The organism is Haloferax larsenii, assembly GCF_024730625.1.
Lineage (GTDB): Archaea > Halobacteriota > Halobacteria > Halobacteriales > Haloferacaceae > Haloferax > Haloferax larsenii.
Genome location: NZ_CP078063.1, coordinates 38,628 through 53,944, shown reverse-complemented (window position 1 = coordinate 53,944; position 15,317 = coordinate 38,628). Strand labels below are relative to the sequence as shown.

Below are 15,317 nucleotides of genomic sequence, written 5' to 3'. Positions count from 1 at the left end.
CCTCGGATGGTTAGAAGGGGCTAAGGCCGAAGAACGACAGCAACAGCAGCGCGCCGATAATGACGGCCGCGATGGTGACGAGTCGCCACGCGATTTTCAGCACCAGTCGCCCCACGAGGATGACAACCGCGATAGCCACGAGCACGAGGAGCAGTTGTCCGAGCTGACTGCCGAGGAGGCCACCAAGCTGGAGCGGCACCGCGGTAAGAGATTCGACTACCATACCTGAACATGACACCCGAAGCGAGGATAAGCTTGTGGGGGGATGCGGTGGGCCGATTCTGCGTGTGCCGCCACCGCGAAATCACCGCGTACACCGCCCGAATCACCCCGACTCGATTCAACATACAAAATCTGATACTTCTTGGACTGTCGTCTGTCGTCGGTTCCTTTATATCCACCTCGTTGATGCGGGACATCCCACCATGTTACATCTTCAGAGGCGGTCGCTCCCCCCTCGCATTCTACTGGATATCTCGGCTAAGTCTGTCGATTTTTCGGTTCGATATTTCACTTCCACTCCGCTCTGGCTACCGTTATGTGGTCAGCCGTCCTCCAACTACAATGTGCACTTCGGACCGCATCGTTCCCCCGAGACACAATTGAACTAAATATGATAGTTCGGGGGAGAAAGTCCGAAGCCTTAACCGACCACATCACACAGACCAACATCGTTACCCATGCGCGGAACTATTCCACACGTACGACGAAACACCCGGACACGCTTCGGGTGGGAGGGACAGTAGATGAGCAACGCCGAACTCTCTGCGGACGAACTCGTCTTGCCGGTCAAGCGGACCGAAGGTGACACGCTCGCCGAGCGGATGACGGGCAACGCCTACGACAATATTCTCCCCGCTCGCTATCTGCGAAAGAACGCCGACGGCGACCTCACTGAGACGCAGGAAGACCTCTTCCCACGCGTCGCGAAGAACATCGCCCTCGCCGAGGCCGTCTTTGAGGCCGAACAGCGCGACATCGAGATTACCGTCACGCCGGACCTGCTGAAGCCCGACCACCCGCGCCGCGACGAACTCGCCGCGGAAGTCTTCGGTAAAGGCGTCTCCGCCGACGACACGGACGCCGAGACGACGCTTTCTGTCTACAACGTCAACAAGTTCTCCTACGACACCCTCGTCCCCGAACTTCCTGAGGAGATTCGCGAGGCCGTCGTGGACAAGCGCGAGACGTTCCAGGACATGATGGAACAGCTCTCCTTTATGCCGAACTCGCCGACGCTGATGAACGCTGGCGACGAACTCCAGCAGCTTTCGGCGTGTTTCGTCGACTCGCCCGGCGACGACATCACGGACATCCACCAGACCGCGAAGGAGGCCGCAGAGGTCTTCCAGTCCGGCGGTGGCATGGGCTACGCCTTCTGGAAGCTCCGCCCCTACGGTGACGCGGTCGGTTCGACCGGCGGTATCGCCTCCGGCCCCATCACCTTCATGCGGACGTTCGACCAGATGTGTGAGACCATCGCGCAGGGTGGTGCCCGCCGCGGTGCCCAGATGGGCGTCATGCGCGTCAGCCACCCCGACGTCATCCAGTTCCTCCACGCGAAGAACAAGGACGTCTCGCTCGCGCACACGCTCCGCCTGAACGACCCCGACGACTTCACCCACACCAAGTTCGCCGACGCCCTCGAAGAGGCGCGCGAACTCATCGACGAGGACGGTCGCGTCCCCAAGCACCTCCGCAACGCCGTCGAAGGCCACCTCTCGAACTTCAACATCTCCGTCGGCGTCACTGACGACTTCATGGAGGCGCTGTACAACGACGAGGAGTTCGTCTTCACCAACCCGCGCACGGAGGAACCCCACGTCGCGACGCCGCAGACCAAGGAAATCTACGAGATGTTCGACCTCGGCCACCACGTCGAAGTCGGCGAGGTCCTCTCGATTCCGGCGGCCGAACTCTGGGAACAGATTATCGACGGTGCCTGGGAGAACGGCGAACCCGGCGTCGTCTACCTCGAACGCGCGAACAAGCAGCACTCGTTCGACGTCGAGAAGCACCCCGACCACCGCATCCTCGCGACGAACCCGTGCGGCGAACAGCCGCTCGAAGAGTACGAGGCGTGTAACCTCGGCCACATCAACCTCTCGACGCTCGTCGACATGGACGCGCCCGACTGGCGTGTCTGGTACGACGCCCACGGCGACGAGTTCGACGACGTCTCGGACGCAATCGACGCCTTCCTCGAAGACGCCATCGACTGGGAGGAGTTCGACCACCGCATCGAGTACGGCACGCGCTTCCTCGAAAACGTCGTCACGATGTCGGACTTCCCGGTCGAGAAAATCGAACAGAAGGTCCGCGAACTCCGCAAGATTGGCCTCGGCATCATGGGCCTCGCGCAGCTCTACATCCAACTCGGCGTCCGCTACGGCTCCGACGAGGGCAACGAGATGGCGCGCCAGCTCATGACCCACATCAACCACCAGTCCAAGTGGGCCTCCCACGAACTCGCCGAAGAGCGCGGTTCGTTCGAGGCGTGGGACGACTCCAAGTACGCGAACCCGACCGAGTACCGCGAGTGGTTCGAACACCACACCGGCGAGTCCGCCGACGACTGGGAAGACGGCTTCCCCATCCGCAACCACAACACGACGACCATCGCGCCGACGGGCACTACCTCGATGGTGTCGAACACCACCGGCGGCTGTGAGCCGATTTACAACGTCGCCTACTACAAGAACGTCTCCGACGACGTGCAGGGCGACGAGATGCTCGTCGAGTTCGACGACTACTTCCTCCGCGTGCTGGAGGCCAACGACGTCGACGTCGAGGAAGTCAAACTCGAAGCCCAAGAGCAGATGGCCGCAAACGAGTTCGACGGCGTCGAAGGTCTCTCGACGGTGCCGGACGCCATCGGCGAACTGTTCGTCGTCACGTCCGACCTCACCGGTCTCGAACACGCAGGCGTCCAGTGCGCTCTCCAGAAGGGCGTCGACTCCGCCATCTCCAAGACCTGTAACTTCCCGAACTCCGCCTCGAAGGAGGACATGGACGAGGTCTACCGCTACATCTACAACCACGGCGGCAAGGGCGTCACCGTCTACCGCGACGGCACGCGCTCGAAGCAGGTCCTCACCACGCGTGCGAAGAACACCGAGTTCTCCGACGACGAAGAGGCCGCAGAGGCCATCGTCTCGCAGATTCGCGACGTCTTCGGCGACGTGGACGCCTTCCTCGAATCCGAGGAAGTGTCCGACCTCGTGGGCGACGAACTCGAACTCGCCTTCGCCGACTCGCCCAGCGAAGTCGGCAAGAAGCGTCCGCGTCCGGACGTGCTCTACGGCGTCACCCAGCGCATCGACACCGGCTACGGGAAGCTCTACGTCAACATCAACGAAGACGAAGACGGCAACCCGTTCGAACTGTTCGCCAACATCGGAAACTCCGGTGGCTTCACCGCCTCCTTCACGGAGGCGCTCGCAAAGACCGTCTCCACCGCGCTCCGTTCGGGCGTCGACCCCGAGGAGATTGCGAACGAACTGAAGGGCATCCGCAGCCCGAAGGTCGCCTGGGACAAAGGCGAGCAGATCAACTCCATCCCGGACGCCATCGGCACCGCGATGCGCCGCTACCTCGACGGCGACATCGACAAGGGCTACCCACAGCAGAAGAACCTGACCGAAGTCGAAGCCGAGGCCGCCGAGTCGGGGAACACCGACGGCGGCGTCGCAATCGACGCGGGCGACGCAGACGGCGCGGACGTGCAGTCCGACGCCACCGCCGACCTGCTGGCAGCGGGCGAGAGCCCCGAGTGTCCCGAGTGTGGAGAGATGAGTCTCTACTACTCCGAGGGCTGTAAGACCTGCCAGAACTGCGGCTGGTCCGAGTGCTAAGCGCGCCAGACAGTACGACGCACGAAAACTGAGTGATTCGGTCGGCCCGACCGCCGGGCCGACGTGCCGTTCGTTTTCTTTCGAGGTTGAACCGTGGAGGCGACGAGGCGTGCCTACGCGATTCGTTCGACCTGGACGAGCGCCGCGGGGTCGTCCCAGCCGTAGATAGCCGGGTCGAGGTCGCCATCGCCGACGATGCCGCTGTGAGGCGTGATGACGCCGTCTTCCGCGAGGTCGGGGTTACTCATCCCGGTTCCATCGACTCCCCCGTCGATTCCGTAGAGGGCCTGCGCAGGGGGAACCATGTCTTCGTACATCTCGGTGTTCGTCTCCGTGCCGGCGTCGAAGCTCGATGCGAAGTACGACCGCGACTCGTTGACCTGGTCCGGGAGGGGCACGGTGTCGAGACCGGTGAAGCCGTCGTTCGTCCCGATGAGCATGCTGACAAAGGAGAGGAACGCGCCACTCGCGTCCGTCTCCAGTTCGAGCGTGGTCGAGTCGGGGAACATCTCACTGGCGGAGAGTTCGGTCGGAACGAGCGGTGTCGAACCGATGGCGACACCGCGCACGTCGGTCGCGCTTTCGGCGAGTTCACCCAGTGGTTCGAGGTTTCCGTTCTCGGCGACTTCGCGGATTTCGTCGCTGGCGGGGTCGCCGACGGCGAACAGTTCGATGCTGGCCTTGTGTGCGACGACGGCTGGCGGAGTGAACGGTTGCCCGCGAGTGAGGTTCGCGACGGTGACGCGGTAGGTGCGTGCGGATTGGCCGCCGTTGCCGTTGCCATTGCTGCTCTGTGCGGGAATCGCCGTCTCGCCGAGGCAGCCGGCGAGCGCGGTTGCGATGCCAGCGCCGGTCAGTCCTAGTACGGTTCGTCGTGTCGTCCGCGGTGTCGTATCGGTCATGGGCACTCCACTGTGGTCAGAAACCACAGGCTGAGAGACGACAGACGAGCTAAAGGCGATTTTTCGAGATTCGAACCGAGTCTGTGTCGAGTTGGGGTCGAATCAGTACCAAATTCGAGGGACTCTCACCCGGACCTCCTAGCGCATCGTGACGTACGTCAGGAACGCGAGCGCGACGAGTTGGAGGCCGCGCAGAATCAACACCGCCTGTTGGACGTGCGGGTCGCCGGAGTAGAGACTCTGCATCGTAAAGAAGAAATACAGCGCGAAGGCGTTCTCGACGAGCATCACGACGGCGAACGCGATGAGACCCAAGACGAGAGACGTCCGGAACGTCCGGTAGTTGCGAACCCACACGACTGTCAACGCCGCGAGGAAGACGATGTTCACGCCCGAGAGGGCGCTCGCTGCAACGATTTGTGTGCCCATAGCCATGATTTCAGTCCATATGCTCCGTGATTTGCTCGAACGTGTCGCGGTTGTGCTCGAACTGGTCAGTCAGGAAGTACAGTCGCCCGTACTTGTTGTCGCCGCCCTCGACGACGCCGTGTGATTCGAGCATGTCGAGGTGGTGTCTAATCGTCTTGTAGCCGACGTCGAGTTCGTCGGCGAGGCGGTTTGCGTTCATCGGCTGGTCGGACAGCGCGCGGATGATTCGGACGCGGTTCTCACCACCACGCGTCGCCGTCAGTAGGTACCAAAGCGCCTTCTCCATCGACTGTTCGCTTTACTGATTCGTTGGGGGACGTAATATTCCCACGGGTACGGTCAGACACGGTACACGAGTGCGTCCGGCGCTTTACAGGAGAGGGTCCGGGTGGGAACTACATGAGGATTGTTCCACATCAGTACCAAATTCGGGGGGAGTTATCCCGGGTGTTCGGGATAGACCACCCAAATGGCAGTAAACCATATGTCTGTACAGTCCTACGAAAACTTCGTATGAACGACGAGTCCGGTCGAGACGCGTGTACGCTCGACGCTCCGAAGGGTAGACCGTGTCCCTTCTGCGGGGCGTCGATGAGTCACCGCCACTGCAAGTACGTCTGTCCGGAACACGGCGTCGTCTACGACTGCAGCGATACGTTCTGGTGACGTGAGCTGACAGGGAAGAAACACCGGATGATACCTTCCTCGTCGCTGACTTCGGCGGAGAACATCACTGCAGCACGAAGTGTTATGCTGGTACCACGCCAATAACCGAGCGAGACCACCCGCGACCACGACGTCCCGCTTACTCGGTCACGCGGTATACGAAACGATGCTAAACGAATCACAGGTCGAAGCCGGAAAGGAAATCCAACAACGGACGGGGAAGACGTTCTACTTCGCGACGCGACTCCTCCCGCAGCGAGTCCGCCACGCGACGTACGTCCTGTACGCGTTCTTCCGCGTTGCCGACGAAGTCGTCGACGCGGAGGTGACAGCCCCGCCCGCACAGCAACGCGAGCGTCTGGAACAACTCCGAGCGGAAGCACTCGGTGAACGAGAGACCGACGACCCGGTGTTGTCGGCGTTCGCGGAGCTCCGCAGCCGGTACGATATCGACCCTGAGGACGTGAACGTCTTCATCGATGCGATGGAGTCGGACATCGAAAAGGACCGCTACAGGACCTACGAGGAGTTAGAGACGTACATGGACGGGTCGGCGTCCGCCGTCGGACGGATGATGACCGCCGTGATGCAGCCCGACGACCCGGCGGCGGCGCTTCCGCACGCGACGGCACTCGGGCAGGCGTTCCAGATGTCGAACTTCCTGCGCGACGTCGGCGAGGACGTCGTCGAACGCGACCGCGTCTATCTCCCCGAAGAGACGCTGGCTCGCCACGGCGTCGAGACCGAACAGATTCTGAACCGCGAGTTCGACGAGCACGTCGCTGCGGCGATGCAAGACGAACTTCGCCGGACGGAAGCGCTCTACCGCGACGGTGTCGCCGGTATCGAGTACCTCCCCGAGGACTGCCAGTTCCCCGTCCTCCTCTCGGCGGTTCTCTACGCCGACCACCACCGGTCGATTCGGAACCTCGACTACGACACGCTCTCGACGACGCCCGAGTTAGGGACCGCCCGCAAGGTCGCACTCTTGGTGAAGACGGCGGCGTACTGGGCCGTCTGGCGCGACCCGGTCGCGGTGTTCAAAGCCGTGAGCGTCGTCCCGTACCACGACGAGGACGAACTGGAGGCCGACTTCGGCCCCGGGTCGACTCCCACGACGAAGGCACAAACCCGGGGACGCCTCTCGGGATGGCTTCGGTCGCTTCCCCTCTGGGGCTCGGACTGAGCGGGGTCTGTTTTCTCTCGTTTGTCGTCGTATGCTCCGTCGCTCCGACTACGACTGCCACGGGAGCGACCGCGGAAGCTTGAACAACTGCGAGTCGAATCGCTCGGTCCGGAGTAAGCCGATACCGAAGAGTCCGGCGACGAGCACCGGGACGCCGTTTCCGAACCAGAGGTTGATACCACCCCAGAGGATGACGAAGCTCACCAGGTCGTCGAGCATGAACTCGGTGCGGTCGAGTCGGGCGAGGAGTGCGTCGCGGTCGAACCCCCAGTCGAGGAGGACCACGGCAATCGTGGCGCTGACGACCCACCCGGCGTAGTTCGACAGCGGGACGCCGTAAAACAGGAGCGCGTCGGGTCCGATTCGGTAGTACTCCCAGAACCCGAGTGCGACAGCGCCCGGGTCGAGAACGACGTCCATCGCGAGGACGGTCGCGATAACGACGCCGAGACGGGTCGCCGTGTGTCTGGCTCGGTCGCCGAGGAGGAGCAGACACAGGAGATACGCGTTCATCACGAGCGGGATGAAGAACACGGGGAGACCGATGGGGACGCCCGCGACGGTCGGCCCCAACTCGACGCCGTATTCGAACCAGCCGTAGGGCCACCCGGTCGTGATGCCGGTGTACTCGATTGCGTAGGCGTAGGCGGTGAGCGCGCCGACACCCAGCGCGGCCCGGCGTGTCACGAGCGGGAGGACGCCGACGATGAGCGGCGAGCGCATCACGAGCGTTCCGAGGAGGATGAGAAATGCGTTGAACGCCAGCGGCTCGGGAAGCCAGCCCATCGCGCTGGCGACCAGCAGTACCGCGCCGTTCAGCGGGAAGAACACCGAGATAGTAAAGCGATTCTCCCGAACGAGACGGTCGAGCGCGTGTTCGACCTCGCGGCGCGTTCGGGGGAGTCGCGACCGATACTCACCCATAGATAGTACTCCAAAGTGCCCCGACGGTGATGAGCATGCCGACGACGGTGTTGAGAATCGGGAACCACCAGTAGGCTCGCGCCACGTCCACGTTCGAGGCCGCGACGCCGATGACGAACACCGGATAGATGGCGAGCAGACAGCCGAGTCGAACGTCGACAGTGGCGAACGAGACGGCTGCGAGTGCCCAGACGACCGCGCAGTACGCGTAGGTTCGTCCTTCGCCGAGGACGGTCGCAGTCGTTCGAATCCCCGCCTCGCGGTCGGGGGCGATATCGGGAATCGCGGAGAACGTGTGCATCGCCATCGTCCAGAGCCACGCCCCCGCGACTGCGAGCGCCGGTGGGTTCACACCGGCGACGGCGGCGTAGGCGGCGACACCGGGGAGGATGTACAGGCCGTTCGACACCGAGTCGAGAAACGGCGTCGTCTTGAACCGAAACGGTGGCGCACTGTACTCGACGGCGAGGAAGAAGTGTGCGGCAATCCACGGCCACGCCAGTGCGGGCACGAGTGTGATGACGACCGCACCGAGGACGCCACTACCGATGACGACGGCGGTGTTGACGGGGTCGTCGCGCCAGCGTGCCTCGCGGTCGTCTTTCTTCGGGTTTGCCTCGTCGATATCCGCGTCGAAGATGTCGTTGACGCCGTACAGGAAGACGTTCGCCGGGACGAGGAAGTACGCGAACAGGACGACGACGGCGGGGTCGTAGAGGTCGCTGAGTGTCGTCGCGGCCGCTGCCGCCCCGACGAGAACCGGCCCGGCGAGATAGAGCCAAAAACGGGGGCGCGAGAGGACAAGCAGGTAGGCGAGTCGGTCCCACACGTCGCCGCGTCCCGCGGTGCTTGTCGCCATGGCAGATTTCACGCGGCGTCGTCGGCCATCTCTTCTGCGGTGAGTTGCCCACTGATGAGACACATCGGCACGCCGATACCGGGTGTGGTGAACGACCCGGTGAAGTACAGCCCATCGACCTTCTCCGAGGCGTGCGGCGGGCGCAGGAGCGCGGTCTGTGTGAGCGTGTGCGCGAGGCCGAGCGCAGTGCCTTCCGTGCTGTTGTAGCGTTCGGCGAAGTCGCTCACGCAGAAGGTCTCTTCGACGACGATGCGGTCGCGGAGGTCCACGCCGGTGTGTTCGGCGATGTCGTCGAGGACGAGGTCGCGGTACTGCCGCCGCTGTTCGGGCGTGTCGTCGAGTCCGGCCGCGATGGGGACGAGCGCGAAGAGGTTGCTGTGGCCCTCGGGGGCGACCGTGTCGTCGGTCTTCGAGGGAACACAGAGGTAGTACGCCGGGTCGTCGGGCCACGCGGGGTTCTCGAAGATGGTCTCGAAGTGGTCGTCCCACTCGGTCGGCAAGACCAGCGTGTGGTGGGCGAGTTCGTCCACGTCGCCTTCGACGCCGAGATACAGGAGGAACGCGGAGGGCGCGTACGTCCGCGACTCCCAGTAGTCGGCGTCGTACTGGCGCTTCTCGGAGGGCAGCAGTTCCTGCTCGGTGTGGGCGTAGTCGGCGTCGCTGACGACCTGGTCACAGAGGAACTCGCGTCCGTCTTCGGTTCGGACCGCGAAGCCGCCGCGGCGACCCGCGATTTCGGCGACCGGGGAGTCGGTGTGGAACTCCACGCCGAGTTCGTCGGCGAGTTCGACGATGCCGTCGACGACGCCCGCGAGGCCGCCGTCGGGGTAGTACACGCCCATGTTGAAATCGACGTGGCTCATGAGGTTGTAGAGCGCCGGCGTGTTGTTCGGCGCGCCGCCGAGGAACACCAGCGTGTACTGCATGATTTGCTGGAGTTTGGGGTGGTCGAAGTACTTCTCGACGTGGTCTTGCATCGACCCGACGAGCGACAGCCCCCACGCGTTCTTGAAGACGACGGGGTCGATGAAGTCGGTCAGTTTCGTCCGGTCGGTGTAGACGAAGTGTTCCATCCCGATGCGGTAGTTGCGCTCGGACTTGCGGAGGTAGTCGTCGAGTTTGTCGCCCGCGCCGGGTTCGTACGACTCGAACACCTCCTTGTTCGCTTGGAGGTCCGGGACCATATCGACCCGGTCGCCGTCTTTGAAGAAGATGCGATAGTGCGGGTCGAGTCGAGTCAGGCCGTAGTACTCGTCGGGGCGCTTGCCGAAGTACGCGAAGAACTGCTCGAACACGTCGGGCATCAGGTACCACGAGGGCCCCATATCGAACCGGAACCCGTCGCGTTCGAGGGTGCTGGCTCGGCCTCCGAGTTGTTCGTTTTTCTCCAACAGAGTGACGTCGGCACCCGCGTCGGCGAGATAGCACGCCGTCGAGAGTCCGCCGAAGCCGCCGCCGATGACGACGATTGACTCACCGGCCAGAGAGTCGAGGTCCGAGACAGAATTCATGCACGGACCTAGGAACGTTGAGACCATAAATCGACTGACCAAATCGGGCAAAACCGGCAGGTAGCTTTAGGGTGGCGCTCTCCTTACGGCACCCATGGACGACACCACAGTGGTGGTCACTGGCGCGAGTACGGGTATCGGCGCGGCCGTCGCCCGCGCCTTCGGTGAGGCGGGTGCGACCGTTGTCGCCTGCGCACGCGACCGAGACGCACTCGACGAGGTTGTCTCGGACATCGAAGCCGCCGGTGGAAACGCGACCGGCCTTCGAGCCGACGTGCGCGACGAGTTCGACATGGAGCGTCTGATGGAGACCGCCGCCCGAAACGGCGGGGAAATCGACGTTCTCGTCGCCAACGCCGCCATCTCCCACGGAACGCCGGGCGAGATGCCGATTACGGACGAGGCGTACAGCGCCTTCGACGACACGCTTCGGACGAACGTCCGCGGCGTCTTCACGGCCGTCAAAGAGGCGCTGCCGCACATGTCGGACGACGCTCGCGTGCTCGTTCCCTCCGGAAGCATCGCCCGCGACGCCAAGCCCGGAATGGGCGCGTACGCCGTCTCGAAAGCGGCCGCGGAGGGCCTCACCCGACAGTTCGCCGCCGACTGCCCGCAGACTGTCGGCGTAGTCGACCCCGGACTCGTCGATACCGACCTCACGGGTGGCCAGGGTCGCGACCCGGCAGACGTCGCTCAGTTGTTCCTCTGGGCGGCCACCGAGACCGACAGCGACTCACTCGACGGCGGCGTCGTCGAACTGAAGGCGTGGAAACAGGCGACTCGCTGAGCGTCGCCGTCTCTCATCACGGGAGGTCAACACGGTGGGTCAGCGCGGCGCAGTAGGTCAACGTAGCAGGTCAACGCAGCAGGTCAGCGCAGTAGGTCAACGTAGCAGATCAACGCCGCAAGTCGGCGCGGCACTGCCGCGCCCACACTTTTCGAACCGGTCCCCTTATTAACCGGAGAAATTTTGTTCACAACATGAATCGTTCCACAGCCATCGGCGTCGGGAGCGTCATGGCGCTCGTTGTACTCTCGGGCTACGCCGTGACCGCGCAGGCGTGGAAACTCCTCGTCGTCTCGTGGGCGGCGTTCGGGTCGATGGCGCTGGCAGCACCGTTCGGTGCCCGCGCGCGCACCGAACACGCCGAGGGACTCGTCTGGGGATACGGACTCGCCAGCGGTGCGATGGTCACCAGCGCGGCCGTGTTTCTCGTCCCGCAGGCAATCAACCACCATCCGAAGTTCGGCGGCTTCGGCATCGCGTTCGGTATCCTCGCAGGCTTTACGTCGCACACCGTCGGCCACCGCTTCGCCCATATGGACCTTCCCGTGGACCGGACCGTGACCGAACTCTCGGCGCACGCCCTCTCGGCCGGTGCGATTATCGGCATCGTCTACGGGAACATCGACGTCGGTGTCGGTCTCGGACTGGCCATCGTCTCGCACAAGGGTCCCGCCGGATATGCGGCCGCTCGCCGCCTCTCGTCGCGAAACCAGTCTTCCGTCCCGCTGTTGCTCCCCGCAGCGGGGCTCGGAATCGCGGCTATCATCTCCAGCGCCGTCTCGCTGCCCGCCACCGGCGCGTTCCGCGGTATCGTCTTCGGGTTCGCGTCGGGTGTCTTCCTCCACGTCGCCATGGACTTCCTGCCGCGCTGTGAAATCGGGAGCGAGATTCACGACCTGCTGTCGGTCGAAGACGAACACGCCCACGCGATTTTGGACCGCCTGCGTCTGCACGCCGCCGGGAGTACGATTGTCGGTGGCGGCGGCGTCTTCGCCGCGTGGCTGTTGCTCGGGTAGTCAGCTTCGTTCTTGGGTGTGCCGTCGAACTGCTGGTATCCAAAATCGTCATTACGCGCCTCCGACAGTATCTGGACAAGAATGGACGGTCAATCGGTGCTTTTCGGCGTGCTCTCGGTGAGTGGTGGACTCCTCTCGTACCGGTATGCCTACCGGCTAACGAAGCTCGGCGAACAGTTCGACTCCATCGGGAGTCAGACTCGCTGGCACGAGGTCGAGCCGACAGACTGGAACGTGTTGCTGACGAAATTGTTTGGACTGTTCTTCGTCGCTCTGGGACTGTACTACGCTGTCGGTCCGTATCTCGCGTCGTGAAACGGAAACAGAAACGGCGGAGGTCGGTCGTCAGTCCCGCGTCAGCCGCCGAAGCTGAACCGTAATCCCGAACGCCGCCCCGAGGAGCAACACGAGGTTGAACGCGGCTTGGAAGGGCGCACGGTATTCGGGGTTCACCCACGTCGAAATCGCGCGCGTGGTGTTCAGGTAGAACTGCAGCGCCGCGATGAGCGCGAGGAGTAGCAGTCCGGCGAGCACGGCGTAGTCGAGGTAGCGCCGCATCCGCTCTGCGAACTCCTCGTTTTCTTGGTCGGCCGAGTCGAGGTCGGCGCCCGGGTCGGGTGCAGGCTGCTCGTTGGCCTGCTTCGTCGCCGATGCCGACGCCGTCTCGTCGCTCATTTCGTCCACCCCCGAGCGACGAGGGCACTCGCCACGAGTGCCACGAGCGCGGCGAGTGCACCGAAGCCGGGTTGGGACGTCTCAGTGTACGTCGCCTCGGGTTGGTTTGTCGGTCTCACCCCGTCATCGTCGTCTTCGAAGTCCTCTACGCGCAGTTCGACGTCTTCTGTGGTCTGATTCACGCTAATCGTCCTCGTTGGGTTCAGGTTCGCCGCGCCGCGGGCGGTGTCGATGACGACACCATCCCGGAGCAACACGGCGTCGATGTAGTAGTTGTATTCGTTCGGTACCGTCGCCGAGGCCTCGACCGTCTCCGTTCGCCCGGCCTGAATCGCCCCGGCGTCGACCGTGGTCCGAGAGGCGACGATGTTCGACTCCGCCTGCCGAAGCACGAACGTCACTTCGAGGTTCTCCGCCGGGTCGTCACCGGTGTTCGTGAGCGTCGCCATCAGGTTCATCGTCGTCCGGTCTTCTCCGGCATCGGTGATGGAGAACGACACCGGCGGGAGCGCTTCGCTCTCGGTGAACGATGTCGTCGATTGCAGGTACGGCGGTTTGATAGCCGAGACACCGCGGACGCTCTTGTGCCGCTCGTCGACACGCTCTGCGTCGCGGTAGAGAACGACTTCGACGTCGTAGCCGCCCTCACGCGGGACCGTAACGTTCGTCCCGGCGGTGACTTCGCCGTCACGCGAGACGTTGCCGACCGGGATACGCTCCGTCGTCGTGAGGAGTCCCGACTCGGCGTCCACGGCGCGAACGAGCACGCTCACGTTGTTCGTCGGGTTCCCTCGGTGGTCGATGCGTGTTTCGACTGCCAGCGTGACCGTCTCACCTGTCGCGGGCCCGGCCGCGATGGAGACGTCGGCCACGTCGACGGGACCGGGTCGGACCGGTCCCTCGTCCGTCGGGTCGGCGAGGACCCCAGGGACGAGGAGTGCCGTGGCGACGGCCGCGACGACCACGACCACGGCCCCGCCTGCGAGGAGGGCGTTCTTTTCCATGGTTGTTTGACAACTAGCTGCCGGTAAATGTTTTGTCCCAGATGGTTCGAGACCAAAGAGTGTCCGGCCGACCGTGAATACGTCTTTTGCGCTCAGCGCGCCTACTAGGAGCGCTATGTCGAGCGAGATGAAGCAAGCGACGTGTTCGTGTGGATTCAGCGTGGTCTCGGACGACGAAACCGAAATCGTCGAAATCATTCAGAATCACGCCGACGGGAAACACGGCAAGGCAATGACAGTGAAAGACGTACGCGGCATGCTGAAAGAGGCCTGACCGACACTGGTGGGGCGTGGATTTTTATACGCCCGCGTAGCGATATGTGCCATGGCAACGTACGTAATGGGGACGAACTCAGTACACACTAGTGCTGCACTCTGTGACTACCTCTCGAAGCGGGTCGACACCGGCGACGTCGTCCACGTCGTGAACTCCCATCCCGGCGGTGAACGAACAGACAGCGACGACGCACGGGACGGAAACGACGCGATGAACGTGGTCGAGTCGCGACTCGGTGACCACGTCGCCGTCGAGACACACCAGTACATCCGGGGCAACGAGGCTGCCGAGGACATCATCAAGTGTGCCGAAGAACAGAACGCCGACGAAATCGTCATCGGCGTCAGAAAGCGGAACCCTACCTCGAAAATCGTCTTCGGGAGCACGGCACAGGACGTGCTGTTGACGTCGAACATCCCGATGGCGGTCGTTCCGTTAGAGAAGATTCCCTGAGCGAGCCTGTCGGTTAGGCTCCGGGTCTGTACTCCACGAGGGTCATCTCGAACGCGGGTTCTTCGTCACCCTCGTCTTCGTAGAAGGCCATGTATCCCGGAAGCGGACTGTCAGGAGCGACGCAACTCTCCCAGAAGACGCTCCCGTTCGTCCGAACCACGAAGTCTGCACACTGAAGCCCGGCGTACGTGGACGTACTCTCGACCTTGAAGCTCACGTTCCCGTTCGTTCCGGACGTCTCCCAGCCGTCTCCGACTTCGAGCGACTTCTCGTCGAGGCCGCTGTAGTACGGGGAGTTGAAGCCGAGCGTGGCGACAGACCCGGTGGGGCTCCCGGAGAGTTCACCGTACAGTTCGTCGGCCGGTGCGGTCACTGTTTGCTCTGTCGTCGTCTCGGCCGAGACGAGTTTTGCCCGAATCGTGACGTTCTGTTCTGTCGCAGAGACGACTTCCCACTCGTAGGTCGCCGTGCCGTCGAGGTTCGGAGACTCGACCTCGTAGCGGTAGTACTGTCCCGGTCGGTACTGCTGGTCCCACGAGCCGTTGAACTCGAACTCAGTCGTCAGCTTCGCACTCTCGTCGCCAGTCGTGGGCGTTCCCGAGGCGTCAGTCGCGGGCGTGGCCGAGGTGTCGCGCTCGCTGTCGGTGGTGTCTGTCGTCGTTTCGGTCGCCGTCGCACCGTCACCGCCGAGGCCGCCTGAACACCCTGCCAAGAGGACGAGAAGCGCGACTACGAGGACGTGCGTGTACTGTCTCATATGCGGTCGAACGACTG

Annotated in this window: 18 protein-coding genes; 8 read left to right on the top strand and 10 right to left on the bottom strand. The window is 63.3% G+C overall.

Going from position 1 to position 15,317, the window contains the following annotated elements; all coding sequences use genetic code 11:
• Positions 1-10: 10 nt before the first annotated feature.
• On the bottom strand, positions 11-223 hold the full coding sequence (locus KU306_RS00365; protein WP_008325697.1) for a DUF8029 family protein: 213 nt from the start codon (positions 221-223) through the stop codon (positions 11-13).
• Between the two features lie 523 nt (positions 224-746).
• On the opposite strand from KU306_RS00365, the gene KU306_RS00360 reads away from it, so the two are divergent.
• Positions 747-3,854, top strand: a complete 3,108-nt coding sequence (locus tag KU306_RS00360) for an adenosylcobalamin-dependent ribonucleoside-diphosphate reductase (RefSeq protein WP_258302517.1) — start codon at positions 747-749, stop codon at positions 3,852-3,854.
• Between the two features lie 113 nt (positions 3,855-3,967).
• Here the strand turns inward: KU306_RS00360 and KU306_RS00355 are convergent, their stop codons facing one another.
• From KU306_RS00355 to KU306_RS00345, 3 genes are all read right to left on the bottom strand, one after another.
• Positions 3,968-4,756: a spondin domain-containing protein gene (locus tag KU306_RS00355; protein ID WP_258302516.1), complete on the bottom strand. Its 789-nt coding sequence runs from the start codon at positions 4,754-4,756 to the stop codon at positions 3,968-3,970.
• Positions 4,757-4,894: 138 nt separating this feature from the next.
• Positions 4,895-5,191 (bottom strand): DUF8036 family membrane protein, encoded by a 297-nt coding sequence (locus tag KU306_RS00350; protein WP_007543050.1) that lies wholly within the window; start codon positions 5,189-5,191, stop codon positions 4,895-4,897.
• 4 nt (positions 5,192-5,195) lie between these two features.
• Positions 5,196-5,471, bottom strand: coding sequence for an ArsR/SmtB family transcription factor (locus tag KU306_RS00345; protein WP_007543051.1), 276 nt, complete (start codon positions 5,469-5,471; stop codon positions 5,196-5,198).
• A 227-nt stretch (positions 5,472-5,698) separates the two neighbouring features.
• Here KU306_RS00345 and KU306_RS00340 point away from each other — a divergent pair, with 227 nt between their 5' ends.
• Both KU306_RS00340 and KU306_RS00335 read left to right on the top strand, forming a co-directional pair.
• Positions 5,699-5,851 carry an HVO_2523 family zinc finger protein gene (locus KU306_RS00340; RefSeq protein WP_007543052.1) on the top strand — a complete coding sequence of 51 codons (153 nt, stop codon included), beginning with the start codon at positions 5,699-5,701 and terminating at the stop codon, positions 5,849-5,851.
• Positions 5,852-6,017: 166 nt separating this feature from the next.
• A complete protein-coding gene (locus tag KU306_RS00335) occupies positions 6,018-7,037 on the top strand; it encodes a phytoene/squalene synthase family protein (protein ID WP_007543054.1) in 1,020 nt (339 codons plus the stop codon).
• 48 nt (positions 7,038-7,085) lie between these two features.
• On the opposite strand, the gene cruF is transcribed toward KU306_RS00335, so the two are convergent.
• From cruF to KU306_RS00320, 3 genes are read right to left on the bottom strand one after another with little or no spacing between them, the layout of a single operon-like run.
• Positions 7,086-7,961, bottom strand: a complete 876-nt coding sequence (gene cruF / locus KU306_RS00330; protein WP_258302515.1) for a bisanhydrobacterioruberin hydratase — start codon at positions 7,959-7,961, stop codon at positions 7,086-7,088.
• Entirely contained in the window at positions 7,954-8,820 is an 867-nt protein-coding gene (locus KU306_RS00325; RefSeq protein WP_258302514.1) for a prenyltransferase, read from the bottom strand. Before KU306_RS00325 ends, cruF begins: the two co-directional genes overlap by 8 nt.
• Positions 8,821-8,828: 8 nt before the next feature.
• A complete protein-coding gene (locus tag KU306_RS00320; RefSeq protein WP_258302513.1) occupies positions 8,829-10,331 on the bottom strand; it encodes a phytoene desaturase family protein in 1,503 nt (500 codons plus the stop codon).
• A 94-nt stretch (positions 10,332-10,425) separates the two neighbouring features.
• Between KU306_RS00320 and KU306_RS00315 the strand changes: the two genes are divergently transcribed.
• The 3 genes from KU306_RS00315 to KU306_RS00305 all read left to right on the top strand — a co-directional run bounded on the left by KU306_RS00315 (position 10,426) and on the right by KU306_RS00305 (position 12,449).
• Entirely contained in the window at positions 10,426-11,118 is a 693-nt protein-coding gene (locus KU306_RS00315; RefSeq protein WP_258302512.1) for an SDR family NAD(P)-dependent oxidoreductase, read from the top strand.
• Positions 11,119-11,312: 194 nt separating this feature from the next.
• Positions 11,313-12,134, top strand: a complete 822-nt coding sequence (locus tag KU306_RS00310) for a ZIP family metal transporter (protein WP_258302511.1) — start codon at positions 11,313-11,315, stop codon at positions 12,132-12,134.
• Between the two features lie 81 nt (positions 12,135-12,215).
• The gene (locus KU306_RS00305; protein ID WP_007543064.1) at positions 12,216-12,449 is read left to right on the top strand and encodes a DUF6199 family natural product biosynthesis protein; all 234 of its coding nucleotides are present in this window, start codon (positions 12,216-12,218) and stop codon (positions 12,447-12,449) included.
• A 30-nt stretch (positions 12,450-12,479) separates the two neighbouring features.
• Here KU306_RS00305 and KU306_RS00300 read toward each other — a convergent pair whose 3' ends face one another.
• Both KU306_RS00300 and KU306_RS00295 read right to left on the bottom strand, forming a co-directional pair.
• Positions 12,480-12,809, bottom strand: a complete 330-nt coding sequence (locus KU306_RS00300; protein ID WP_258302510.1) for a DUF8060 family membrane protein — start codon at positions 12,807-12,809, stop codon at positions 12,480-12,482.
• A complete protein-coding gene (locus KU306_RS00295) occupies positions 12,806-13,813 on the bottom strand; it encodes a DUF7490 domain-containing protein (protein WP_258302509.1) in 1,008 nt (335 codons plus the stop codon). Before KU306_RS00295 ends, KU306_RS00300 begins: the two co-directional genes overlap by 4 nt.
• Positions 13,814-13,928: 115 nt before the next feature.
• Here KU306_RS00295 and KU306_RS00290 point away from each other — a divergent pair, with 115 nt between their 5' ends.
• Both KU306_RS00290 and KU306_RS00285 read left to right on the top strand, forming a co-directional pair.
• On the top strand, positions 13,929-14,087 hold the full coding sequence (locus KU306_RS00290) for a DUF1059 domain-containing protein (protein WP_082229634.1): 159 nt from the start codon (positions 13,929-13,931) through the stop codon (positions 14,085-14,087).
• A 51-nt stretch (positions 14,088-14,138) separates the two neighbouring features.
• Positions 14,139-14,543, top strand: coding sequence for a universal stress protein (locus KU306_RS00285; protein WP_049918763.1), 405 nt, complete (start codon positions 14,139-14,141; stop codon positions 14,541-14,543).
• A gap of 13 nt (positions 14,544-14,556) precedes the next feature.
• Here the strand turns inward: KU306_RS00285 and KU306_RS00280 are convergent, their stop codons facing one another.
• Positions 14,557-15,300 (bottom strand): hypothetical protein, encoded by a 744-nt coding sequence (locus KU306_RS00280; RefSeq protein ID WP_258302508.1) that lies wholly within the window; start codon positions 15,298-15,300, stop codon positions 14,557-14,559.
• Positions 15,301-15,317: the final 17 nt, after the last annotated feature.

Excerpts from the sequence above, each read along its gene's own strand:
- KU306_RS00365 (WP_008325697.1), bottom strand. The coding sequence starts at position 223 with ATGGTAGTCGAATCTCTTACCGCGGTGCCGCTCCAGCTTGGTGGCCTC.
- KU306_RS00360 (WP_258302517.1), top strand. The coding sequence starts at position 747 with ATGAGCAACGCCGAACTCTCTGCGGACGAACTCGTCTTGCCGGTCAAG.
- KU306_RS00355 (WP_258302516.1), bottom strand. The coding sequence starts at position 4,756 with ATGACCGATACGACACCGCGGACGACACGACGAACCGTACTAGGACTG.
- KU306_RS00350 (WP_007543050.1), bottom strand. The coding sequence starts at position 5,191 with ATGGCTATGGGCACACAAATCGTTGCAGCGAGCGCCCTCTCGGGCGTG.
- KU306_RS00345 (WP_007543051.1), bottom strand. The coding sequence starts at position 5,471 with ATGGAGAAGGCGCTTTGGTACCTACTGACGGCGACGCGTGGTGGTGAG.
- KU306_RS00340 (WP_007543052.1), top strand. The coding sequence starts at position 5,699 with ATGAACGACGAGTCCGGTCGAGACGCGTGTACGCTCGACGCTCCGAAG.
- KU306_RS00335 (WP_007543054.1), top strand. The coding sequence starts at position 6,018 with ATGCTAAACGAATCACAGGTCGAAGCCGGAAAGGAAATCCAACAACGG.
- cruF (WP_258302515.1), bottom strand. The coding sequence starts at position 7,961 with ATGGGTGAGTATCGGTCGCGACTCCCCCGAACGCGCCGCGAGGTCGAA.
- KU306_RS00325 (WP_258302514.1), bottom strand. The coding sequence starts at position 8,820 with ATGGCGACAAGCACCGCGGGACGCGGCGACGTGTGGGACCGACTCGCC.
- KU306_RS00320 (WP_258302513.1), bottom strand. The coding sequence starts at position 10,331 with ATGAATTCTGTCTCGGACCTCGACTCTCTGGCCGGTGAGTCAATCGTC.
- KU306_RS00315 (WP_258302512.1), top strand. The coding sequence starts at position 10,426 with ATGGACGACACCACAGTGGTGGTCACTGGCGCGAGTACGGGTATCGGC.
- KU306_RS00310 (WP_258302511.1), top strand. The coding sequence starts at position 11,313 with ATGAATCGTTCCACAGCCATCGGCGTCGGGAGCGTCATGGCGCTCGTT.
- KU306_RS00305 (WP_007543064.1), top strand. The coding sequence starts at position 12,216 with ATGGACGGTCAATCGGTGCTTTTCGGCGTGCTCTCGGTGAGTGGTGGA.
- KU306_RS00300 (WP_258302510.1), bottom strand. The coding sequence starts at position 12,809 with ATGAGCGACGAGACGGCGTCGGCATCGGCGACGAAGCAGGCCAACGAG.
- KU306_RS00295 (WP_258302509.1), bottom strand. The coding sequence starts at position 13,813 with ATGGAAAAGAACGCCCTCCTCGCAGGCGGGGCCGTGGTCGTGGTCGTC.
- KU306_RS00290 (WP_082229634.1), top strand. The coding sequence starts at position 13,929 with ATGTCGAGCGAGATGAAGCAAGCGACGTGTTCGTGTGGATTCAGCGTG.
- KU306_RS00285 (WP_049918763.1), top strand. The coding sequence starts at position 14,139 with ATGGCAACGTACGTAATGGGGACGAACTCAGTACACACTAGTGCTGCA.
- KU306_RS00280 (WP_258302508.1), bottom strand. The coding sequence starts at position 15,300 with ATGAGACAGTACACGCACGTCCTCGTAGTCGCGCTTCTCGTCCTCTTG.